The organism is Natronosalvus caseinilyticus (assembly GCF_017357105.1).
GTDB classification, from domain to species: Archaea; Halobacteriota; Halobacteria; order Halobacteriales; family Natrialbaceae; genus Natronosalvus; species Natronosalvus caseinilyticus.
Map to the genome: position 1 here is coordinate 147,842 of NZ_CP100395.1, position 22,992 is coordinate 170,833.

At 56.8% G+C, this 22,992-nt stretch carries 24 protein-coding genes and 3 pseudogenes; 25 read left to right on the plus strand and 2 right to left on the minus strand.

Annotated features, from left to right (window positions below; translation table 11 throughout):
• Positions 1-2: 2 nt before the first annotated feature.
• The 7 genes and pseudogenes from J1N60_RS20135 (at position 3) to J1N60_RS20165 (ending at position 6,497) form a co-directional block, all read left to right on the plus strand.
• Positions 3-899, plus strand: a complete 897-nt coding sequence (locus J1N60_RS20135) for a bifunctional DNA primase/polymerase (RefSeq protein ID WP_312912671.1) — start codon at positions 3-5, stop codon at positions 897-899.
• Positions 896-2,401 (plus strand): primase-associated protein, encoded by a 1,506-nt coding sequence (locus J1N60_RS20140; RefSeq protein WP_312912672.1) that lies wholly within the window; start codon positions 896-898, stop codon positions 2,399-2,401. The genes J1N60_RS20135 and J1N60_RS20140 overlap by 4 nt, the downstream gene beginning before the upstream one ends.
• A 952-nt stretch (positions 2,402-3,353) precedes the next feature.
• Entirely contained in the window at positions 3,354-3,887 is a 534-nt protein-coding gene (locus J1N60_RS20145; RefSeq protein WP_253438482.1) for a DUF7342 family protein, read from the plus strand.
• Between the two features lie 8 nt (positions 3,888-3,895).
• Positions 3,896-4,330 carry a toxin-antitoxin system TumE family protein gene (locus tag J1N60_RS20150; protein WP_312912673.1) on the plus strand — a complete coding sequence of 145 codons (435 nt, stop codon included), beginning with the start codon at positions 3,896-3,898 and terminating at the stop codon, positions 4,328-4,330.
• A gap of 67 nt (positions 4,331-4,397) precedes the next feature.
• A pseudogene (locus tag J1N60_RS20155) lies at positions 4,398-4,630 on the plus strand (IS5/IS1182 family transposase); the annotation flags it as partial.
• A 348-nt stretch (positions 4,631-4,978) separates the two neighbouring features.
• On the plus strand, positions 4,979-6,001 hold the full coding sequence (locus J1N60_RS20160; protein ID WP_312912674.1) for a hypothetical protein: 1,023 nt from the start codon (positions 4,979-4,981) through the stop codon (positions 5,999-6,001).
• A gap of 25 nt (positions 6,002-6,026) precedes the next feature.
• Positions 6,027-6,497: a hypothetical protein gene (locus J1N60_RS20165; RefSeq protein WP_312912675.1), complete on the plus strand. Its 471-nt coding sequence runs from the start codon at positions 6,027-6,029 to the stop codon at positions 6,495-6,497.
• 21 nt (positions 6,498-6,518) lie between these two features.
• Here the strand turns inward: J1N60_RS20165 and J1N60_RS20170 are convergent.
• Positions 6,519-6,745: pseudogene (locus tag J1N60_RS20170) on the minus strand (hypothetical protein); the annotation flags it as partial.
• Positions 6,746-6,777: 32 nt separating this feature from the next.
• On the minus strand, positions 6,778-7,041 hold the full coding sequence (locus J1N60_RS20175; protein WP_312912676.1) for a hypothetical protein: 264 nt from the start codon (positions 7,039-7,041) through the stop codon (positions 6,778-6,780).
• Positions 7,042-7,259: 218 nt separating this feature from the next.
• Here J1N60_RS20175 and J1N60_RS20180 point away from each other — a divergent pair, with 218 nt between their 5' ends.
• The 18 genes and pseudogenes from J1N60_RS20180 to cas5b all read left to right on the plus strand — a co-directional run bounded on the left by J1N60_RS20180 (position 7,260) and on the right by cas5b (position 22,983).
• Positions 7,260-7,823 (plus strand): hypothetical protein, encoded by a 564-nt coding sequence (locus J1N60_RS20180; protein ID WP_312912677.1) that lies wholly within the window; start codon positions 7,260-7,262, stop codon positions 7,821-7,823.
• A 72-nt stretch (positions 7,824-7,895) separates the two neighbouring features.
• Entirely contained in the window at positions 7,896-8,423 is a 528-nt protein-coding gene (locus J1N60_RS20185) for a DUF7342 family protein (RefSeq protein WP_312912678.1), read from the plus strand.
• Between the two features lie 1,044 nt (positions 8,424-9,467).
• Positions 9,468-9,668, plus strand: a complete 201-nt coding sequence (locus J1N60_RS20190) for a hypothetical protein (RefSeq protein WP_312912679.1) — start codon at positions 9,468-9,470, stop codon at positions 9,666-9,668.
• Positions 9,669-9,996: 328 nt separating this feature from the next.
• Positions 9,997-10,560: a hypothetical protein gene (locus tag J1N60_RS20195; RefSeq protein ID WP_312912680.1), complete on the plus strand. Its 564-nt coding sequence runs from the start codon at positions 9,997-9,999 to the stop codon at positions 10,558-10,560.
• Between the two features lie 378 nt (positions 10,561-10,938).
• Positions 10,939-11,229 carry a DUF8069 family protein gene (locus J1N60_RS20200; protein WP_312912681.1) on the plus strand — a complete coding sequence of 97 codons (291 nt, stop codon included), beginning with the start codon at positions 10,939-10,941 and terminating at the stop codon, positions 11,227-11,229.
• Positions 11,229-11,555, plus strand: a complete 327-nt coding sequence (locus J1N60_RS20205) for a DUF7558 family protein (protein WP_312912682.1) — start codon at positions 11,229-11,231, stop codon at positions 11,553-11,555. Before J1N60_RS20200 ends, J1N60_RS20205 begins: the two co-directional genes overlap by 1 nt.
• Before the next feature lie 92 nt (positions 11,556-11,647).
• Positions 11,648-12,013, plus strand: a complete 366-nt coding sequence (locus tag J1N60_RS20210; RefSeq protein WP_312912683.1) for a MarR family transcriptional regulator — start codon at positions 11,648-11,650, stop codon at positions 12,011-12,013.
• Positions 12,010-12,354, plus strand: coding sequence for a type II toxin-antitoxin system PemK/MazF family toxin (locus tag J1N60_RS20215; RefSeq protein WP_312912684.1), 345 nt, complete (start codon positions 12,010-12,012; stop codon positions 12,352-12,354). The genes J1N60_RS20210 and J1N60_RS20215 overlap by 4 nt, the downstream gene beginning before the upstream one ends.
• Positions 12,355-13,160: 806 nt before the next feature.
• The gene (locus tag J1N60_RS20220) at positions 13,161-14,057 is read left to right on the plus strand and encodes a DNA-binding protein (RefSeq protein WP_312912685.1); all 897 of its coding nucleotides are present in this window, start codon (positions 13,161-13,163) and stop codon (positions 14,055-14,057) included.
• 184 nt (positions 14,058-14,241) lie between these two features.
• A complete protein-coding gene (locus J1N60_RS20225) occupies positions 14,242-14,523 on the plus strand; it encodes a helix-turn-helix transcriptional regulator (RefSeq protein ID WP_312912686.1) in 282 nt (93 codons plus the stop codon).
• Between the two features lie 228 nt (positions 14,524-14,751).
• Positions 14,752-15,423, plus strand: a complete 672-nt coding sequence (locus J1N60_RS20230) for a RidA family protein (protein ID WP_312912687.1) — start codon at positions 14,752-14,754, stop codon at positions 15,421-15,423.
• A 40-nt stretch (positions 15,424-15,463) separates the two neighbouring features.
• A pseudogene (locus tag J1N60_RS20235) lies at positions 15,464-15,571 on the plus strand (DNA-binding protein); the annotation flags it as partial.
• Positions 15,572-15,790: 219 nt separating this feature from the next.
• Positions 15,791-16,768: a transcription initiation factor IIB gene (locus J1N60_RS20240; RefSeq protein WP_312912688.1), complete on the plus strand. Its 978-nt coding sequence runs from the start codon at positions 15,791-15,793 to the stop codon at positions 16,766-16,768.
• A gap of 36 nt (positions 16,769-16,804) precedes the next feature.
• Positions 16,805-17,689: a biosurfactant protein 1 gene (locus tag J1N60_RS20245; protein ID WP_312912689.1), complete on the plus strand. Its 885-nt coding sequence runs from the start codon at positions 16,805-16,807 to the stop codon at positions 17,687-17,689.
• A gap of 431 nt (positions 17,690-18,120) precedes the next feature.
• The gene (gene cas6 / locus J1N60_RS20250; protein ID WP_312912690.1) at positions 18,121-18,927 is read left to right on the plus strand and encodes a CRISPR-associated endoribonuclease Cas6; all 807 of its coding nucleotides are present in this window, start codon (positions 18,121-18,123) and stop codon (positions 18,925-18,927) included.
• A complete protein-coding gene (cas8b, locus tag J1N60_RS20255; protein ID WP_312912691.1) occupies positions 18,924-21,074 on the plus strand; it encodes a type I-B CRISPR-associated protein Cas8b/Csh1 in 2,151 nt (716 codons plus the stop codon). The genes cas6 and cas8b overlap by 4 nt, the downstream gene beginning before the upstream one ends.
• Positions 21,071-22,192: a type I-B CRISPR-associated protein Cas7/Csh2 gene (gene cas7b, locus J1N60_RS20260; RefSeq protein ID WP_312912692.1), complete on the plus strand. Its 1,122-nt coding sequence runs from the start codon at positions 21,071-21,073 to the stop codon at positions 22,190-22,192. The genes cas8b and cas7b overlap by 4 nt, the downstream gene beginning before the upstream one ends.
• Positions 22,192-22,983 carry a type I-B CRISPR-associated protein Cas5b gene (gene cas5b / locus J1N60_RS20265; RefSeq protein ID WP_312912693.1) on the plus strand — a complete coding sequence of 264 codons (792 nt, stop codon included), beginning with the start codon at positions 22,192-22,194 and terminating at the stop codon, positions 22,981-22,983. Before cas7b ends, cas5b begins: the two co-directional genes overlap by 1 nt.
• Positions 22,984-22,992 lie beyond the last annotated feature (9 nt).

Consider the following 22,992-nt stretch of genomic DNA (forward strand, 5'->3'; position numbering starts at 1 on the left):
CGATGACCCTCTCTTGGCGAGAGACAACACGAGAGGAACTGCATACCTACTACACGGAGACGTTTCCCGAGTACGTCGACGCACTGCCGTCATTCGTTACCGTCGATGGGCCAAAGCAGTACGCCATCGCGTTTCGTGAGGCATACCCAACTCGGAAACAGAACGCTCCCAATCGGTCGTTCATCCGTCGTGATACGTGGCACACGAGCGGATCAGGCGACCGGGCAGTACAGCAGTTCGGCTCAATGGAGGACCTCATCGAGTTCATCCAGTACCCCGCACAGCACGACCCTGCACAGGGAAGTGCCTACGCACTCGCCGATCCGGACCTCCTGGATCGTCCGGAGCCATGCCCCGACGCGGTCTACTATGCGCTCGATCACTGGGAGCGACCGTGGGTGCTCGCAATCGATATCGACGCGAAAGACATCGCCGCACAGCGCGCTTCCCGTGAAACCACCGCTGGTGAACCGACCGACGATGCCGAGACTGAGCCGCTTCGAACCGCCGGGATTCTCGACAGCCCGCCTGAGGGCTATCCCTACGCGTTCGACGATATCGAGCAGGCCCTCGAGTACGGCTTTGTCGTCCAAGAGATCTTCGAGGACGACTTCGCAGCTGAGGAAACGATGGCCGTCTACTCGGGACAGGGCTGTCACGTCTATCTGCTCGATACGGATCGCGAACACCACTACGACGAGCAATCCCGCGAGGTCATCAACGACCTGCTCCTCGACGAATATGAGATCCCCATTGATCCGGTGGTCACCGCCGACCGGCGTCGCGTGATGCGGTTGCCGTACTCACTACACGCTGATGTCTCGCGAATCGTTCAGCCCATCGACGACCCGGGATTCGACTTCCGAACCGAGGCGACGCCCGACTTCCTTGACTCATGAGCCGAGACACACCCACAGACGACGAGTACACGGCGTATCGAATCGCGGCACTCCCCCGGGAGGAAGGCGAGTTCCAACTCACACAGCTATTCGAGCGTGGGTATCAGCGGTGGACGGTCGATGGCGAGCAGCAGACGGAGAAGATGCTTGCAGATATCGAGCGGTTCACCACCGAAGCGTTCGCGCCGAGCACGCGAAAGGAAGCCGCCGAACGCCCCTATGTTGATGATCCAGGCACGCTGGCTGTCCTTACGACGCTCGGAGCTATCTGTATCATGGATCATCCGAAACTCGAGGATACACCACCCCGTCATCTCGCTCTCCTCGGTGATCTTCGCGAACTCTACGTCAACAATATCGGGTCGCTCGTTCGCGAGTACGAGGACTGGTCGCTCCACCAGGAGATCGCCGAAACGCTCTACGCGAAAGCGCCCGGCGAGGACGGTGTCCACCCAGGACGTGTCTGTACGGACATCACGACTCGTCCCGAGTTTGGCGAGGGGTACTGTCTCGAAATCCCACTCGTCGCCGCCTCACGGAAATGTCTGGCACGTACGAATAGCGACGAGGGGAAGCAGGGCGAAATCCAGGCCCATGTCGCGGACAATAATCTATACGTTCCCGTCTCGGATTTCATGGCAAAGTACCGTGAGTACGCAGAGGACGCGTTCGGACGTCTGCTCGCGGTTCAAGAAGAGGTGTTGACGGCGGAACAGCGGAGCTGGCTCATCGCGAACGAATCCGCGATTACGGAGCGCATTGACCGCTTTTTCCAGGCCGGACAGACCCACCGCGTGTGGGAGAATTGGAGTCGGCAGAAGCGTGATATCCGGACGATCATTAACGCCGTCAAAGCCACGGACGCCGACACTGCACAGCTTGATGAGCCTCAGACAGCCCGAGATTTATACGAGGCGCTGGAGGCGTACGAGCCTAACCGGACGTGGGAACAGCGTGCCTGTGACTCCTTTTTAACGCCACGGAGTCTGGGGAACACCCTGACTGCGATGCAGAATCACGAGAGTGTCTCTGTCGAACACAAGTGGGAGAATCGCTATACACTCACCGAGTACAGCGATGGGGCACGCCCTATACACGTCGACACTCTCGAGAATCTGTTCGAACTGCCCTGTATGGCGGCAATGGACGACCGCCTCCAGGAGAAGAAGCCCGTCCGAAAGGATCTGTTCAATCTGGTACGCATGGCATGGTGGCTTCCCCAGTATCGAGACACAAGTAAAGACGAATTCATCAGCGACGTGAAAGACCTGTTCTCGCGGTGGCCCTGGTATGACGAGGAGGTGACCCAGTACCAGATTCGCTACGAGCTCGACAACGACATCGGCGGTGAAATCCCCCTCCCAATGAATTGTGCGAATGATGATATTCAGCGGTACTGCATCGGGCGCGACCAGTGCCCCTACTCGATATATGGGAGCCTTCCGTTCCCAGAAGAGATGTACGAGCAGATCGACGCTCAGTCGAAACACTCGCCGCAGTAGCCGGAGCGGAACCACCCTATCTATCACAATTCAAACTCACGCTACTACTAGCTAGTTTGCTACCCGGGTCACCCGTTTTGCAAACACGATTTAGACGTTCTATCCGGTGATAATAGCAACATGAGCCGTTCACTACCCTCCGTTTTCATATAGGATGAGTAATGATTTTCATATACGATTGGCACATGATTCGAACATCTGACCGCAACTCCACAATCTCCCGGCGAGAGCGTTGAATACGGTGCATATACCATTCCGTGGGTTCGAAGCCGTTTGCAAACACGATTTGAGGAGGAGAGAACAGCTCTAAGCACGTCTTCAGTATTCTACGCCCGCCATCACTCCACCTGCACTTCGAAAATCGTCCAAAGAAAAGGTGGGGTACAGGGGGTGGAATGGATGGTGTGTGCAAGGAGTACGAATCAACCAGGTGGCGGCGACTGAAATCACAGACCTATCAGTAGTCGTATCTAAACTGAAGCGACGAGATGTGGAGCTGGACTGTAGGTGGTAGGGGAGGCGAGATCCAAAGAAGTGCAGAGGAAATGGCAGCCGGACACGAGCGACATACAGCCGACGTCTTTCCATTGAGATTTATACCACCATTCCGATAGGTGAGTTGTACGTGCTTGGTCTCTGCGCCATTCTGATCGGTGGTGGCCACAAACGTGAGTTGCGGTGATGACGGCTGGTGCTGGCACCAGGACTGCGTTCCCTCGTCGACTCTTATCAGCATTGTATCATGGCTTGTGGGTCTGCTGTGTTCTCTGAGAGTTTATCTCGACGACGAGATGTCTGTCACCCCCACGAGGGGTAGACGGAATTAACCAACATTGGGGTACACAGTCCCCGGTTGTTGGTTAACGTCTGTAGCGGTCGTGGCCTGAACACATCGGCACAGGAAACTATTCCCCGAAGGAAGAATTAAATCCTTCGCGCTGCAACTCCAAGTATGTCCGAAACAGACGCCACCGATGGACCTCCCCCATTCGAGGACGTGTTCGCCAGCGACGACGTCGAACAGCGCATCTACGGCACCATCCTCCAAACCCGTGAGCCAACGACAGCGAGTGCGATCGCCGACACCGCCAACTGTGATCCCAAGACGGCCCGGAAGTATCTGGGATGGTTCGATGATCTGGGGATCGTCACCCGGCACGATGGCCATCCGGCCACCTACGAACGGAATGACGCGTATTTTGAGTGGCGACGCATCAACCAGCTCGCAGCCGACCATTCCGTCGAGGACCTGCAGGAACGCGTTCGTGAGCTGACGACGCGCATCACCGAGTACGAGGCGACGTACGACGCCGCGTCACCGGCCGCAGTCGACGCCGTCGCCGCCGCGGAGGGCAGCGACGAGCGGACCATCGACGACGTGTACAGCGACCTCGCCGATTGGACGACCGCCCGCAAGGAGCGCGAGCGCTACGAACGCGCCCGCCAGCAATGTGTCGGCGCCGACGGCGAACAAGCCTCCGGGTAAGACCAGCGATGGTGCCGCCAGCAGGCGATGGGAGCAGCCCTGCCCCTATCGACCGTCCAATCCTCGAGTTTCTACAGACACGTTTCCAGGCTACGAACCAGGTCGAACAGGCGACCATCACAGACGCCAGCGGCCATCTCGAACTTCACGTCTCGTTCGCATCGCCGTACTATCCAGCGATCGTCAATGAGGCGACTCTGACTGTCCGCTGGTACACGAACGACGACTTCAAAATCCACTATCGAGAGGTGCATCCCGAAAGCGCCTGGGAGTGCCGGTGGGACCGCCACCCGAACCCCCATAATACGCGAGACCATTTTCATCCCCCACCGACCGCCCCGACGCCCGGCGACGATGCCTCGTGGCCAGCCGATCATCGCGACGTAGTTGCGCTTGTCCTCGACGAGATCGAAGACCGGATTGCGGAACTGTGGGACAAGTAAGAAGCGCCGTTGGAATCATAGTCTTTGACTCTGGTGAAGCGCTAGACGGCGCGGACTTGATCCGCCAGAACTAGTCAGACCGCTGAACAAGCATCGTGAGTTCCGCCCCCTCGATCACGCGCGCATAACGCGCGACTCGATGCGGCTCTCTACGGCCAGCGAGCCCTGTCTAAGACCATCTTTTCTGTGATCAAGCGCACGCTCGGCGACGCCGTGCGTGCGCGATCCTGGTACCGCGAGTTCCGTGAAATCGTCCTGATGAGTGTCGGCTACAACATCAAGAGGGCCATCAAACAGTAAAACCAACCGCAGTATGGCGATTCACCACGGCCCTCTGGAACGATCTCGACTGCCATCCTGAGGAACCCAACGGGCAAATCGATTGGACGGTCTCGAAAAGCTAGCGAGACACAAAACCCGGCACAGTATAGCGATTCAATAGAGTCAACTAAATAGAAATAGTTGATTTGAAGTTAAAATATCATCAAGTCTATATCGCTCAGATCTTGATTTCATAGGAATCACTACTATCTATAACTAATAAATTCATAGGGAAGAGTTTATAACGGTATTATTAACGACGTAGTACTATTTTAAGTGTTTTCTAGCCAAAATTATTATATTATTTGATCAAATAATCGTGGTGTGATGGAGAAAAACAATCCAACACGGCGGAAGATGTTGAAGATGGTCGGTATGTCGAGTGCATTAGGGGCGACTGGTACTGTGGCAGGCTATGAAGGTGATGAGAGGGAAACTACTACCCTCTCCATGGAAGGGTCAGATATTGAGTCGCTTACATTAGATGAACCAGAATGGACTGTCACAAACACGAACAAATATGGTGGAATCACGATCGCTCTAACTGTCGGGTATTTCGGGAGTCAACCTCAAGAACGATGGGTCCCTGACCCAATGAGACAAGAAACACGTTATGCCCACTTTTTTGAAGCATCTATGTGTGCAACTTGCACAACTTCGTCTGGCAGGACATGCTATGACATAAGCAATCAGGCTTTCGATACTTTATTTTATGGAGGTTCAGAAAATAATGTAACCCCTGTCGCAGCAGCTACTGCTTGGCCGGAACCGTCAGGAGGTAATTGGGATAGCGCTTATGAAGCTTTGGTAGATGAGGTTGTTGGCGCTGTTTCAGATATTGCCAGCGTCTATTACGGAACTCAAGCAGTTCTGGATGCCTACGATGAAGTACCGTTTGACACAAACGCTCGTGATCAAATTGTTTTTGAACAGCCTTATAGTTTCACGAGTCGGTATCAAGCAAATCACCAGGTTAATTTCCAAGCAGATCAAATTCCGGGAAGTGATGGGATGGTTGACATCCTAAGTGTTGTCAGCAGGGACACAATGTGGTCCAACTCCACGGTGGTATATGTTTACCCTGACAGTGATGATATTGGGAACGTGTCCCCAAACCCAAGCACCTATAATACAACATCTGAGACTATGATTGACGCTTATGATCGGATGTCAGATAAGGAGTTGAAGGATCATAATCTTAAACGCATTTACCCATCGGAAGTTCCTGAGAAAGTACGGCGGAATACTCCATTTGAGCTTACACCAGGTAAACCCACCTACGTAACTAGTTTTGATATGGATGTTGCATTAGCCGATAAAAGACGGGAGGAATTCTATCAAGACTTTTAATATAGTTCCCGTATTATAGAGAATAGTGAAGCGAAGAAGAGTACTTGAAGGCTTTTCGATTGGATTGGGCACTAGTCTTTCTGGGTGTACATATTTCTCTCAAGGAAATTCCCATCAACTTTGGTTCATCCGTATCTTTAATAGCAGCGTCACATCTGATTCTATTGAAGTTCGCGTGAGTAGAGATGAAGAGGTGGTATTTGAAGAGCAATATGAAGAAATACCTAGCTTTCGTGAAGATAATGGTGATAAGCAAAATATTCGTCTTATAAGCGACGGCTGGGAACCGTCAAAAGGTGTGTATAAGATCGAGTATAAGATTCCAGATATGAGTAAATTGAAAGAAAGAGGAATTGAACAAGAGAATGAAGAAAATATAGGAATTGACCTGCACATCCTTGGTGGTGGAATGACGGGGAAAAGTGTAAGCGTAAATATTCTGGAATTTGAATCGGAACAGCAAGTCCAATATTTTCTCAGAGGTATAGATAGTTAGTTTATTTATATAAAACCACGATTAAATCATCATACGGCGTTGGTTTTCCAAGCTCACAGCACGCTTGATGTTGTAGCCGACACTCATCAGGACGATTTCACGGAACTCGTGGTACCAGGATCGCGCACGCACGGCGTCGCCGAGCGTGCGCTTGATCACAGAGAAGACGGTCTTAGACAGGGCTCGCTGGCCGTAGAGAGCCGCATCGAGTCGCGCGTTATGCGCGCGTGATCGAGGAGGCGGAACTCACATAGTATGTTTCAGACCGCAACTATCAAAGTCAGTTTTCCGGCTCTGTCACACGAAGTTCATCGTCGACCTCGTAGAAGTAGCCTCGCTCGAGTAGCCGAGCGAGCGCATAGTTCGCATCTTCAGGTCCAAGAGCCAGTTCATCGGTTCCAAGAAGGATCTCGAGCGCTTGCTCTCGAGAGATCGACTGTATGTCTTCTTGATCGTCTGCATTGAGACTGTGCGTATAAAGGACGTCGTACGCGTCAAGAATCCACTCCGACAGTGGCGCTCGTGGGTCGGTGCTGTCGTTCATCTCGTCTTCGTATCTGTATCTTGGTTTCAAGTTGCTTAAGAATGTCCACTTTGGGAGTAGAGCTGGCTTCGCAGAGCAACGAACGGACTCGAGAAGGCCTTTCGAATGAACGACTTCCGTTCCAGTCAGTCCCTGTTCTCCCTATCGATCACCCGCCCGGAACTCGTTTTTTCGCGCCTGAAGGGTGAGGCGTAACTCAGTGTGCCTCGAGATCACTAATGAGTACTGATCAGCCGCTCCAGAGCGAATCGCATCGAGGCGACCAACTTGACCAGACGAACACGAACGGCCGGGATCGCAGTTATCCAGGTGACGTTGCCCGTCTCAACGGACACGAACTCGTCGCCATCGACGAGTGGCTTCCCGGAAATGAGCCATCGCCGTATGAGATCGATCTCACAGAGGGCTCCGAATACCGCACCCGCTACTGGCACTGCAGAAAATGCGGGCAAGAACGCAACCGTCGCAACGACTTCACCAGCCTCTGTACGGATCCACAGCCACCGACTCCACTCGAGGCAGGCGGCTACTCGATCGACGAACCACGAACCCGTCGGGCACTGAGCGAGGATATGGACGTTCGCTTCGCCAGCGTGGGCCCAACCTACGAGGTCGTCAGCGAGAGCGGGAACATCTACACAGTCGATGTCGAGGTGGAGACGTGTACTTGCCCGGACTGTGAACAACGCCAGCCTGCCGGTGGCTGTAAACACCTCAGACGCGTCGACCTCGAGATTCGGACGGGACTGGTCCCAGCCCCAGATGGAACGTTCAATCGCTAACCTCTCACTCTCGGATATCACGAATCGCTCTCAATCTATAAGTGTATGGGCCCCATATCTGCTTCCAAGATCATGGATAACTGGACTGAAACGATGACTGCTCGAGATCGGATCGAAGCCGTTGCCCTCACGCTCCGTGAGCCGAGGTCGGTCAACTGGATCAAAGAGCAAGCAGAGGTTGGTTCCTGGGAAACAACGAAATCCCAACTCGAATACCTTACTGATGCAGGCCAGCTTACGACCGTCGAGATAGACGGCGATACGCGCTACAAGATCGATCCAATGCGAGCGTACCTTGATCATATCCAAGAGCTTGTCGTCGAGAATACGAAAGACGAGCTTCGAGACGAACTGGAGGCAATCGCCTCAGAAATTTCGGAGTGGAAGCGCGAATACGATGTTGATTCACTGCAAGGACTCGAGGCATCGCTTGGGGAAGAGTTCCCTCCAGAAGAGGTCCGGGACCGACGAAAGGTGATCACCTACTGGGAGGAAAATAAGCACCATCGCCAGCTACTCACCAACGCACTTGGGCTATACGACGATCTTTCGGCGCAGGATTACGGTTCAAATTCAAGCAACCCTCAGCACGCCGATTGAGATGGGGCGGTTCACTAGCGGTGGAAACCCGTACGACAAGCGACGTGTCTATCAACGAATTCACCAGCGACTGAGTACGCAATCGGAATTTTCCGACGTCCAGTATCTTCCGTCTCGAAACCGCCCTCGCGAGATTCACACCGTTGTCGACGTTGAACGGTTTCTTGATCACTCGTATCGGTCACCAACTGCTCGAGTCGAAATTGAATTCATATTCCGTCAGGACTGGAACCACTACTGGATTCAGTGGGTCGAACCAGAACGTGGCTTTTCCTGCGGATGGCATCAGGATAATACTCACACGGACTTAGGCCACTGCCACTTTCAGATCGATTATCCGAATGGTTCGGTGGATCGAGAAAAGGCTGTGTTTCTGGATACCCACCCGCTATCAGTCTTCGAAACTCGTCTGCAAAGTCTGCCAGAGAAGCTTGCTGAACTGTCTTTCGAGTAGTTACCAAAATATCTTTCAGGACTCTCTACGCGTTTGTTCCAACATCCTATTGGCGATCTTCTTACCTATAATATCAACTTAGATATCTGAAAGAGAGGGCGCTAAGCCCCTCTCTGTTCGTGCGGCGCTCGCTAAGGAAGGGGCTTAGCGCCCTCTCTTTCAGCTAATTTCGAACAACGCCAGCCCAGTGGTGGTTACAAGCATCTCAGACGCGTCGACCTCGAGATCCGGACCGGGATCACTCCCGCCCCGGATGGGACGTTCAACCGATGACTGAGAGGTGAGCTGGTCGTCCGCTCGAGACAGTTTATCACCCCCGAGAGGGGTGCGGGGGCTCGACTGAAGCCGCTCGCAGACATCCATGCGATCAAGCAACGTAGCACCAGCGTCGCCAGATGCTAAGACGACTCGGTTCCTGAAGCGAGGGATCGCCAGATGACCAGGTGTACCGAGTGTCAAGTACCGACCTGTACGAGACGTACCCGCGACCGGGCTGGATACGTTGGCCGGTTCTGTTCGGCCAGCTGTGAAGTCCGCTACGAGCACCTGCAGGCAGACACTCGAGACGCAGCGCAGGAGGACGCGTACTGATGCTCGAGCAGATCGACCACCGAGGCAAGCGCTTCACGATCGAAGACGACGACGTCGACGACGATCGATTCTCCGTACGTCGTCGACGGGCAGCTGCCCTCGAACGACAGGCCCAGCGAGAACGCCGCGAACTCGAGCGGGCGAAAGCGGTCGCAGGTCCAGACGGGGCGAAGCCCGACGTCGAAGTGCTCGACCGATGACGCCAGCGAATCCTGAGCCACAGTACGTCCCTGCGTTCGACCGATCTGAGTGTCGAGATGCGACGGCTAACCATCGTACTCAGTGCAGTCGCTCGATGGAAGCAGATCCCTGTCTTTTCGGTTCTGTTGAAATCCATCAACCCTGATAAGAACTGCGTGCTGAATACAGAGCGCGAATGTTTCACGGACTGAGGAGGGATCAACGCGGAAAGTCAAACGCTCAATACAGGTGACTCAACTACTGTTCCATCTAAGGAGCAAGCGAATCAGCTACCCACGCCAGTTCTACGCTATTAGTTATTTATCCGAAATATATAATATGGCTTAAATGGCATATGCAATAATGATCAGCAGACGGGAGTTAATTGGTATCTCCGGGAGCGCGCTGGTGAGTAGTACACTGGCAGGCTGTCTTTCGGATTCGGACACGGTTTCGGCTGACTTGCTGCAAATCAAAGCAATCACTGTCAGGTGGCGTCACGAGAACCATTCGTATTCGGATCACATTCTCCGACTATTCTCCGATGGAGAAAGCGAGATCACTGGGCTCGTAGCGACGGAGTACGGTAACGTCGTCTCTTCACCCGTAGAGGTCACCGTTTCTGACGAGTTCCATGAAACGTTAGAAGGTGAATTTGAGACCGTTCGCTATGCGATTGGAGTCTGTGGCGACGGATTCAGCTCCGACGCCGACAATCACGGTTGCCTAAACGCACCAACGTCCAGAGAGGATTTCAATAGTGTCCAGTTTGGAGATCAATCAGAGGTCGAGGTAGCCGATAATCATAATCACATTGATGTTCAGGACGTCAAGAGGGGCGACGTTGAAGACTGGGACACGGATATTAGCGAATTTGAATGGAGTGAGCGACACGCAGAGCACGGACAATAAGTAACGAACAGGTTGCCACTGCCTTATCTGGCATACGTTCAGTACGCACGTATAGTGATCGGATGGTTCACGGCTTCCGGTGTGAAATAAGCGGTGGCGTCATGCTGCACTCATCCTCTATATTCAGCACAACGATTCAAACTTATCACTCACTGAGAGTTTCAACAGAGCCTTTCTTTCGGGGTTTGTGTTCTCTTCTGCAGTTCTGCAGACGGGGCGACTGTTTTAACCAACAAACCTCGCGAGATGATCCCAAACCGTTAGTTAAGTTCTTGAGTTCAGAGTCCTGCTTCATTCTCCTCACCTGTTCCCGACGATGAGTCTGTCGGCGCCGCGAGGCGCGAGGCGCGCTCGAGAGCGTGCCGAGATGTGAGTTCCATGACTGATCCAGACATCCTTGACGATAGATCAGCCGATCACGAGCGATTCGAAAGCGAACTTCTCGCACAGGATCGGGATGCGGCCCGGATATCGACAGTGGGCGTCGACGAGACGGCGGCGCGACACCTCGTCAGTGACCTCGTCGACGACGGTGTCGTGACAGCAGTCGCCGAACAGCGAGTGCTGGTCCACGAGCCTAGCGGCGAAGCCTTCGACTCGATTCGGCAGTTGGCTGTCTTCCATCGTGGGTGGACAACTGGCCGTGATGCCGACGAGGAGACGTCGTAATGCAGCAGACGCTTTCGGGATGTGCGTTCTGCGATGCGCTTCCCGGGTCGGAGCGTGGCGCCGCCTTCACCTGGGGTAAAGACGAGCGAGTTTCGCATCCGATCTGTGTTGACTGTGCCGTCCAGAAGCATCCTGATCCCGGCGAGCGTGATCATCACGCCTGTGATAGCTGTGGACTCGTCGTCGAAACGCTCACTGCACTCACGCGATTTCGTGTCGAACTCGGGCATCTCGAAGGGCCCTTGCAGCTGTGTGCTCGCTGTAGCCCCGGTGGCCCCGCGACGTATTGGACACGGGACTTCGAGACACATGTCGTCGATGAATAGCCCGACCAGCCCACTCCCAGTAAATCAGCGAGCCCGAACCGGCTCAGAAATACGTCGGTACATCTAATACATACAGCGACAAAGCAATACACATGCCCATCGACATCGAGACGTTCGAATCTTCCCCCGAGGATCGCCTCCAGCACTCCGGGGAGACGAACGCCGATCGCGTCATGCGGTTTCTCGCTGCCCATCCCGATCAGGCGTTCACCCAGAGCGAGATTCGAGATGCGACCGACGTCAAAGCGGGGAGCATCAGCGTCGTCCTCTCTCGACTCGAGGATCGGGGACTCGTCCGGCATAAGGGCAACTACTGGGCGCTCGGTGAAGATGACGACGTCGCGGCGCACACCAACATGCTCGAGAGTACGCGGGCGGCTAATGACCGCTTCGGCGAGGAAGACATGGACGAGTGGTTGGAGCACGCGGTCGACGACGAGGACGAGGCGACTGAATGAGCTATCAACGCGGGGACGTCGTCTGGGGACCGGATCCGTTCAAGTCGGGTGAGAACCCGCGTCCGTGGCTGATCCTGAACAATGACACACACCCGTTCGGCGACGAACAGTATATGACGGTCACGCTGACGACAACGCCCCATGACGAAACGGTCCCAATCGAGGATTCCGACTGGGTAGAGGGCGGGATGCCACGCCAGAGCTACGCCTCGCCCTGGTCGGTTGCGTCACCGAAGCACGCTGCACTCATCCGTCGACAGGGTCGTCTCGATGAATCATTCGTCCAGACCGTCATCGACGAACTGGAGACGTATCTCGACCCGCCAGCCGACGCTCGATAGCAACTGACTGGATCACGACTGGGCCCGACGCTCCGCCGACTACAGAGAAGTGACTGAGAAGGCCCCGATTGCGTGTTGGTCAACGGTGTTCGTTACGGGATGACCGCTGACTAGGTTCTGAAGATCTTGACTGTGAGTGGTGACCGATAGCATCATCTCCGAAAGCCCTCGGCCGCTCGGCATTCCGCGACCCACGCTGCGCGCCTCATTCTTGCGGTGCTTACGGGGTCGGGGGACGATCGAGACGGCCTCGCCCTTTCTGAGTCCACCAGGGCGGTGGTTGGTTCGCCGAGCGATGAAGCCGATTGACCAGTGGTACGTACCGGCCCGTCCCGCTCGCCGCGTTCCGCCCTCCGCGTCGCTCGCGACCGACCATTCCGGGCATGCGGGCGCTCTCCGCACCGTCCGCGCCCGTTCCGGGCTAAAGTGAATCTGGTCTCGACGCCAGCATTAAGCGCGTTTTCGGTTGCGCCCCTCGCGGGCTTTCGCGTTCCAGCGCTTTGGGCCGTTCCGCGCGGCGAGCCACACTGCGACTCGCCGTGCTCACGACCGTCGCCCTGGACACGGACCCGCAGTCCGGGCCGGACACGAGAAACGGCTTAAAGCTGGCCGCTCGCTCCGGGCGGGTCGGCACGCGGTGCTGGATGATTGTCCGCCTCAGGCGCGCTCTCGCTCGCGCCCAGGGGGCGCTCGCGAAGGCGCAAGCGAGAGCGCGCAGATGGTTCTGTCGGGCGGTGTCGTCGGAAAACCGCGATGTAATGGCATCGCGGTGTCGGACGCTGAGCGCCTTCAGGAGCTGAACTCCAATGTCGAGTAAGAACGTCTTTGGTAATGAGGTTTCGGTCGATGAACAGGCATTCGAAAAAGCAGACGAAGCAGAAGTCGATGAAGATGGGTTCGAGGTCGTTGACGAGACACCTGAGTTCCAGGCGACGGTGCAGATGGAGATCCAGGCGAAAGTCGATGCGAACCACCCGGATGGGATGATCGACACCAGTGACGAGCGGATTCGAGGTGTGACCCTCGAACAGGAAGAGCGCATTCGAGCGCGGGAGGCCGAGCTCGAGCGCATCAGTGCCCAGGCCGAACTGGGGACGCAGAACGGTCGGGAACAACGGACGCGAGACGTCGCGGCGAAGCGCAGCGCTGAGCGGCGTACAGCGTTCCAGAAACGGGCAGCGAGCGTGGATCCGATGGCGGACCCGGAACGAGACGATCCTCGTGCAGAACTCACGCAGGAGCAGCTGGCGGCGGTGAACAGACAGTCGATGCGGCTGGCGGAGAAGCTGGACGGCTGGTCGCGAGCGGCGATCGGCCGGCGACTGGCCGAAGCCGTGGTCGGTGGGAAGGACCTGATGGGTGCGGTCGTCGGGGTGTTCGAGGAACTGGAGACGGCACCAGGACAGGTGGTTCCAATCGGGAAGCTCGAGGAGATTGGTCGCAAAGAGGTGAGCATTGAGGGTCGTGTGACGGTCCTGTGGGAGAGCGACTCGTCGGCGATTCAGCAAGTCGGGCTCATCGAGGACGAGAGCGGGCGAACGAAGCTGACTGTCTGGGAGAAATCGAACCAACCCTGGATCGAAGAAGGCGAACGTGTGCGGATTCACGGGGCGGCGAAGAACTGGTACAACGGGCGCGTCTCCGTGGCCCTGACCGGGTGGAGCACCGTTATGTTCCCAGAACGCGGTCGGTGGTGGGAGTAGCCAGAGCAACGGCCCCTTTTTTGCTGATGGGTAGCGGTCACCGCCACCTCCCACCACCTCCACGTTCCGGGCTGCTCACGGCGCTCAAGGCGCCGCTTCGCTGCCGGGCTTTCGCTAAACCTGTCATTGACAAATACTTTCAGCATCCCATGCCTTTAATTGGGCTTCTTACAAAGTATCGACAATGTACGACCTGACTGGATTCCAGCGTGACCTCTTATATGTGGCCGCCGGACTAGACGAACCGCATGGACTCGCGATCAAGGACGAACTCGAGAACTACTACGAAAAAGAGATCCACCATGGCCGTCTCTATCCGAACCTTGACACTCTCGTCGACAAGGGGTTGATCGAGAAAGGTGAGGCCGATCGTCGGACGAACGTCTATTCCGTGACGCGCCGCGGACGTCGTGAGATCGAAGATCGACGACACTGGGAAGACCAGTACGTTGGAGACATTCTGTAACCTTAGTGGAGTCCGTTCGATAAAGCTACCGCGTCATCTCATTACCTATCCGCCATCTCAACGCTGACCGTGCAGTTGTATTGTGAGACCCACTGATGGCCAGCGGTCTTCTCTGTTCTTCGACGACACCGATGGCATAGATCCGACGTTCACAAACTAGAGGAGTCGCTTCACGACCGTCTCGAATCGCCCAATGAGGGTCACAAGGACGCTCGCGAACGCGAAATATTGAGGGAATCGGTCGATTCATTATCCCGACAGGAAAAGACTGAAACGGGTCCAACCTTCCCAGACAAGCCAGAGGAACCAACCACCACCTCGGACCCATCTCTCATCCATCCGGACTCACGCCTCAAGACCGACGAGGCCGTGGTGATCGACCGCGGCACGAAAACGAAATACGTCACGCCCGCGAGCGCTAACGCCGACGTTCCCTACGTTTCCGGAACAATCGACGACACATCGACCGGCATATACTTCGAGTTCCACACTGACTGCCATGTCATGGCACGGAAACAGATCGCTCCAGACGGGCTCATCGACGCCTCGAGCATCGGCTACAGTCATGGCATCGTCGTAGACGGCACCCTCTTTATGTCAGGGCAAGTCGGTTGGAATGAGAAATTCGAACTCGCTGGGGAAGATGTTACAAGCCAGACGTTCAAAGCGTTCGAGAACGTCGAAATACTCCTCGAAGACATCGATCGATCACTGGCTGACGTGACGAAGGTGACCGCGCACATCGTCGAGCTACAAACGAACCGGGACGCGTTCTTCGAGGTGTGGAACGAGGTATTCGCCGATCCACCGTATCCCTGTCTCACGCTCCTCGGACCACAGCAGCTCGCTCAGGACGGGTTACTCGTCGAACTCGAGGTCGAAGTTCCGGTTGAGGACTAAATTAGAGATAGTTACTCGCGTTTGGAATCGAGAGCTAATGTCGATGCGGCTGGCGGAGAAGCCGGATGGCTGGTCGCGAACGGCGATTGGCCGGCGTCTGGGTGAGACCGTAGTCGGTGGGAACGACATGATGAGTGCAGTCGGTGGTGGGAATAGCCGGGGTGACGCCCCCTTTTTTGCTGATGTGTACGCAGTCACCGCCACCTCCCACCACCTCCACGTTCCGGGCTGCTCACGGCCAATGGCCGTTGTACTGCCGGGCTTTCGCTACCCCATAAGTCCGTGCCACCGCTGTCCGTGTGGTGTTTGTTTGCCCCAGAGTGGCTGAGGGGCATCCTGAGAAACGCATCGCCCCCTCGTGAGCATCATGGCAACTAGAGAGATTTACAAAACGGCGTTCGACGAAGACGTCCAGACTGAGACTGAATCGAACCAATGCCCTGAGTGCGACGGTCAGGTCACCACCAATGCTATCGAAACCATCTGTGAGGACTGTGGGCTCGTCATCGACGAGCAGCGGATCGATCACGGTCCGGAATGGAGACCCCACGATCAGGACCAGCGAAAGCGGATGGGGGCTCCACTTACAGCGGCACGTCACGACCGAGGGCTATCGACGGAAATCGGTCGCCGGAAAGATGCGAACGGGAACGAACTCTCTGGGCAAAAGCGCCAGCGGCTAGCCCGAATGCGGCGTGAGCAGTCTCGTGGGCGGTTCCACTCGAAAGCTGAGCGGAATCTCGCACACGGCCTGGGTGAAGTTCGAAGAATCGTGAGCACACTCGAGTTCACAGAATCGGTTCGCGACCAGGCGTGTCACTTGTTCCGGAGTGCACAGAACGAAGACCTGCTTCGAGGCCGATCGATCGAGGCGATGGCGGCAGCGAGCGTCTACGGGATCTGTCGCTGTAACGGTCTCTCACGAACGCTCGAGGACATCGCCGATGCGGCACGGGTCGAGCAGTCGAGAGTCAGGAGTGCCTACAAGACGCTAAACAGAGAACTCGGACTCCCGGCCCAGCCCGTTCGCCCGGGCGAATTCATTCCCCGACTTGCGTCGGAACTCGACGTCTCTGACTCTATTCGACAGCGAGCTCGGAGGTTAGCGGAAGAAGCTGAATCAACAGATGCCACAACGGGCGTTCGGCCATCAGGATTTGCAGCGGCCTGTCTCTACAAAGCCGGGCGCGACGAAGGTCGGTGGCTGACGCAGACGGAGGTCGCGGAAGCTGCGAACGTCACGACCCCGACCATCCGGTCACATCAAGACACACTGGCTGAACTGGTCCCCGAAGCGTCTGACTCGGAACGTTCAGTCTGTACTGGATGTGGGGCTGATGTTTAAAAGTGAAGACGAAAGAACGTGCTGGTAGACGTCCCCATGACCGACCGTTACGCTGATTTCGAGGAACTCCGACCGCTTGGCGAGGCGACGCAGATTCCCGACCATGAACTCGCCAGAGACCGTCGTTGCGAGCCCTTTCGAGACCGAACTGAGGAGACACTCGCGGAATATCCAGACGACTCAACCGCTACAATGAACGAGTGTGCTTCCTGTGGCGCGTCGATTCCTGCCAGCCAGACCAGGTGCCGGTTCTGCCTCATGAATCATCTCGGTGAATCCACCGACGAACAGCAGCCCGCAGACCTCGAGTGGACACTGCTTCACGTCGTCCATCTGCTCGTCGAGGCCTCAACCGACTATCACGCCCTCGCGAAGGGCGCTGCGGCAGCGACTCTCCTCGCGAAGCCCGACAGGGATCCAGCCGTCGATGATTGCCAGCTGATCTACGATTTCGACGACGCGCCTGCAGCGCAGTTGACCGACCAGTGGCCCTCCCTACCCGACGCCGTACGGGCTACCTCCGAACGTGGTGAACAGCTGCTTTCGGTAGCTCGTGAGCGGACAGTCTGGAAAGCGACGACGACGTCGCCAAATGGAGGGGTTCACACGACGTTTCTGTACGACGAGGAAGGACACGGCGTTCGTGGCGAAGCTCGGCTTACAAGCCTGCTTGAGAGCACCGAGAACGACGTTTGGTTGACACCAGCAATTGCGCTCCAGCGCGCCGTTGACGACGAGCATTCCGAAGATCGGCAACCCAGCGTGCCCTCGAAAACGCGACTTGACTGCCGCACGTGCGGTCAAAAGACTATGCATCCGTTTCAGGAGTTCGAGGATGTCCCAGATGAGACGTGGTCTGCCCAGCCGGTGTGGGGGTGCCAGATGTGTCAGTCATCTCGTCACGGACCAAATCCTCCCTGAAATACTCAGCAGAAGAGTACCTTAACCAACAACAAACGTAGGCATCCGAAGTTGTTGGTTAAGACTGGTGCAGGATCTGGCGGAGACATCAGCGCACCCGGCCAAGGTGCATTTGAATGGAGGTATCGAGAGACGATGAATGAACCCTGGGCTATTGACCGAGCTATAGACAAATCTGAGATAGTGGGGTTCTCGACCGAACAATTCAACCTTTGGACCAGTCCGCACTCAACTAATCTATTTCGTGAGTGCGGACGATTAGGTAGACTACCTCTTACTCCAAATTATAGAAGACCATGAACAGTGAAGTAACTCCTCTCTTCAAGAATAATCCTGTTCCCCTAGAACATTAATAGTGTCAGTAATACTTATATATCCTGCAAATAATTATCGACTCGTCTTGTGATACCGACTAACAGAGGGAGGCCGTGATGCGAGTGCTCGTACATCTCCGTGCACGAGCAGACACGACCTACCAGAACGACTACCACCACAAGCTTCGTGGTCGGATCTGGAACGCACTCGAAGGAACAGAGCATGAAGCGGTTCACGACACGAATGAGCCGCCTGGGTTCTCGTTCAGCAACCCATTCCCACCGCAGGACATGTCTGAAGGTGACCAACGGACCCTTATTGTCTCAGCGCCACAGGAAGAGCTTCTCTCGGTGATCGCAACGGATCTCCAAGAAAACCCCGAACTGAACGTTGGGGAAATGCCGTTTACCGTCCAGGGTCTCTCGGCCATCACGCCAGATGTCGGTGAACCGGGAAGCAGCGGGACGATCGGGACAGGGACCGGACTACTCGTCCGGATCCCACCGTGGCGCTGTGAGGACTACGGGATCGATAACCCAGGCGAAGAGGCAGTATATTGGCGCCCGGAGCACACAATCGAACCACTCCGCGAACAGCTTGAGGCGAATCTGGATAAGAAATACAGCCTGTTCGGCCCGGAATACCTCCCGGGTCCAAGCGAAACCAACGGTGACCTCTTTGATGGCTACGAACTGCTGAAAACCTTCGCCGTGCCATTGCAGGTAACAACGGACCAGAGGCTAACGTACGTACTCTCGAAATGGCAGTTCGATTATACGGTCCGCAATGATGATCATCGACGTCATCTCAACCTCGCACTGGACTGTGGACTCGGCGAGCGGAACGCGCTGGGGCTGGGATTCTGCAATCTTACCGAGAAACGCGATCCGTACGGAAAGCCAGCGCCAGAGGTGCATGGATGAGTCTTCTTCCGGAGCCTTCGATGTTCAATGAACGCTATGGAGATGATGCAAAACTGGCGAGGAAACTCCCCAATCGACCGATCTCCTCGCTCCGCGATCTCCAATATGTATACGGGCGATTGTACACGCTTGCGACCGCCGGTGGAGGCGAGTACGCGGCCTATCTCACGCCGGAGAAGTCGACCGACCTGTTCGACGAGCCCGAGAGCCTGCTCTATCTCCGGGTCGACCTAAGTGGGGACGAACCGGGCCTCGATCCCGATAGGCCAGTCGGCGTTGAACGATACGGAGAGGGGAAGGTCGAAGCGGTCGCCCATTCGTGGTATGACTCCGCGCGGGGGTTCGACCACAGCGTCACACATCGTACAGGCAAGAACAAGGAGCCCGAGAAGGTCGCAGAGTACCTCCACGAGCGACTCACCGCGTGGGCGGTCGACGACGTGATTCAGGACGCCGCAGCCGACCACGAGGACGGCTGGATCATCAACGAACTCGCTACTCTTGGCGAGACGGAGAATATCCGGGAACGGATTGAGACTGCCATCGATGAACAGCTCGACGGCAAGACGACGGCGCTCACGACCGTGGCGGTCAAAGTCGAGCCGGACGGCAAGTTTCTCCTCCCGGGCAAGGCGAGCCCGGTGTTCAATGAGGCGATGCGGGCGCGAAAGCAGGCGAAACTCGTTTCAAAGGGAGAGGCCACCGACTCTGTAGGCGACGCGACCGACCTCGTAACCGGTCACTCCGGGCCAGCTGTCGGGACTGCCGAAGACCCGCTGAACTACTTCCTCGGCAAGCAACTCGAGAAGTTTCCAGGGTTCGACCCAGACCAGGCGTGGCGAACCCACCCAGTATCGGAGGACGTCGCGGTGACGCTGATGAACGCAAGCACGTTCGTCGACGCCTGCGACTACTACACGATGGGTGCGAACGTCTACTACCTCCCGTACTTCTTCGGACGGCTCGGTCCGGAAGACGCGCGGGACCTCTATCAGGTACTCTACGAGCTCGTTCACGCTGAGGATATGACGCCGATCGAAAGCGCCTACCGGAGCTACCAAGATACCCCGCGCCTCCAGGAAGTGGGCAAGCGGTTCCGCTTCTACGTCGCCGCGGTGATGGAACACCAGACCAAACGCTTCGACGTCTTCGGCGACAGCATGGACGGGACGCTGTTCTCGCCTGTCGAACTCACGCGAAAACACGAGCAGGTGCTCCAGTCGTGGCTGTACGATGCGGAGGGCGACGCCGACCATCCCGATCCTCGGCTTCGGGCCGCGTTCCCGACACCGGACAACTGGGACATCTTCGTCTCGGAGGAGTCAACACTGCTCAGTACCCTCGCCACGGGGTGGTACTTCGAACAGACGTTCGCTACGGGCGATGACGACGCCAGTGCCGATGATTACCGAATCCGAGCACTCGTTGCCGTGCTCTCAGGTGAGCCACTCGACGTCAAAGCTGTACTTACCGAGTACGTCGACCGGCTCCTGGAGGACGAAGGTGAGGAGTTCCCGAGTTTTCGTGTGGCCGCACAGTACACGCAGCTCTGTGCACTCGCCGACGCTGGCCTGCTGACCGGGCGTGAAGCGTACGAACCAGTCGCGGAACCACTGCAGTTGACAGACGATCATCCAACAAACGACATGTACTCAGACACACCAGCCCGAGCCGACGGCGGGAACGTCGCCGGGGCGCGGGAGACAAAGCTCGAACAGTTCCTCGATCAGACACCGGCTCTCGACGAGGAGCAGCCCGAACGACGTGGCAGCTTCCTCCTCGGCGCGCTGGTCGGCCAGGTGACTGGCTACCAGCAGGTGAGCGAGGGGCGCTCGACCACACTGATCGATCAGTATCCGATCAAAGCCGTCACCGAGTCAAAGCTGAAGCGACTCGCCAGCGACGTGTTGAACAAGAACGTCGTCTACTCCAGGGAGAACAATATGGCCGGAACGATGTACCGTGAGGTCGTCGACCGTCTGGTGACGACCCTACCCCGGATCGACATCGACGGCGACTGGGAACTCGACACGACCGACCTCCGATTCTACTACTCGCTCGGGGTCGCCTACGGGATGAACAACTGGGCGAGCAGCGACGACGAACAGGCCGACGACCAGCCCACAGCCACCCAGGAGGAAGCATGAGCGACAACGCATACGCCGACGACAGCTACGAGCCCGTGACGAACCGTTCCGAGATTGTCTTCTGCTACGATGCCGTCGACGCAAACCCCAACGGCAACCCACTGAGCGGGGCGAATCGCCCACGTATCGACCCCGAGACTCAGCAGGCGATCGTGACCGACGTCAGGCTGAAGCGCTATCTGCGTGACCAGCTCGACGACGACGGTCACGGCGTGTACGTCCAGAATGTGAAAAACGAAGCTGGTGAGCAGTCGTCACGTGAAGACCTGCTCGAATCTCGCCTCCGGGGTCTCGAGCCCGAGGACTGGGACTTCGACGATCTCGACGACGAGGACGAGGCCAAGCTCCGGGAGGAGGTGTTCGGAGCATTCCTCGACAACAGCGCCGACGTTCGGTATTTTGGCGCGACGATGAGCGTCGACATGAAAGGGAGCTACGAACCGTTCGCTGAACACCTCCCGGACCACTTCACCGGCCCCGTCCAGTTCTCACCTGCGAAGACGCTCCACCCCGTCACCGAAAACGAGGAGTACAACAGCCTCACCAGCGTCATCGCGACCGGAGAGGGCAAAGAACAGGGTGGGTTCGACCTCGACGACCATCGTATTCAATACGGTTTCATCGCGTTCCACGGGCTGGTCGACGAACACGGAGCGGCCGATACGAAGCTTTCCACAGCAGACGTTGAGCGTCTCGACACGCTGACGTGGCGCGCGATCAAGAACCAGACTATCAGTCGGAGCAAAGTCGGCCAAGAGCCCCGGCTCTATCTCCGCGTGGAGTACAAGGACGAGAGCTTCCACCTCGGTGGGCTAACGCGGGATCTCGACATCGACGAAGATCGCTCGGTACCCACCGACGAACTCCGGAATGTTCGGGAGTTCACGCTCGACGGGACCGAGCTAGTCTCCCGACTGGACCGCCACGACGACCGCATCGCTCGCGTTCGCGTCGTTGCGAGCGACGTACTCGACGTGACCGTCGACGATGAGACCTACACGGCCGGCGACGAGGTCGGCGAACACGGCTTCTACGACGTCCTACGTGGGGCGGTGGGCGACGATATAGTCGAGGTCGTCAACGTCTACGACGAGGCCGCCGCCACGATGCCAGAGTGATGTCCCAAGAAACACTCGAAGGCTGGGCCGACGAGGATGACACCCTCCCGGAGACGTGTCTCTCCTTCGAACTCCGCGGAGAGTGGGGCCACTTCCGACGCGTCGAGGGGAACATCGTCAAACAGACCTACCGGATTATCCCGCGGACGACCGTCGCCGGCCTCGTTGCCGCGGTACTCGGGCTAGAGCGGGATAGCTACTACGAAGCGTTCGGCCCTGAAGTCTCGTCGATCGCAGTGGAGGCAATCGAGGAGCTTCGGACGATTAACCTGCCACAGAATACGCTCTCGACGGCTAAGGAACACATGACGACGATGCCCAGCCGCGGGCACGCACGCATCTCGATGCCCGACCCGACGAAACTCCGACAACAGCACAACTACGAAGTGTTAGTCGAACCCGCCTATCGGGTTGATCTTCGACTCGCAAACGACGAACTTCGTACCCGTTTTCGAGACCACCTCCGTAACGGTACTGCCTACTACCCACCGAGTCTCGGGCTCTCCGAGCATCTTGCAGAGATCACGTATCTGGGCGAGTTCGACGTGACTCCACGTGAGCGCGAAACCACCGAAGTGGATTCCGCGGTGCTCGAGGCGGTCGACAACGTCGAACTGGCGCCAGAGACCGAGATCAAAGTCGAACGGTCGCCCGCGTTCATGGCGGCCGACGAAGATGGCCGGACGACGACAGCGTTCCAGTCGATCGCATACGCGACCAGGACGGAGCCGATTCTGGTACAGAACGTCGAGACCCACGAAGTCGACGGCCGCCGAGTGATGTTCTCGTGAACCGTCGGA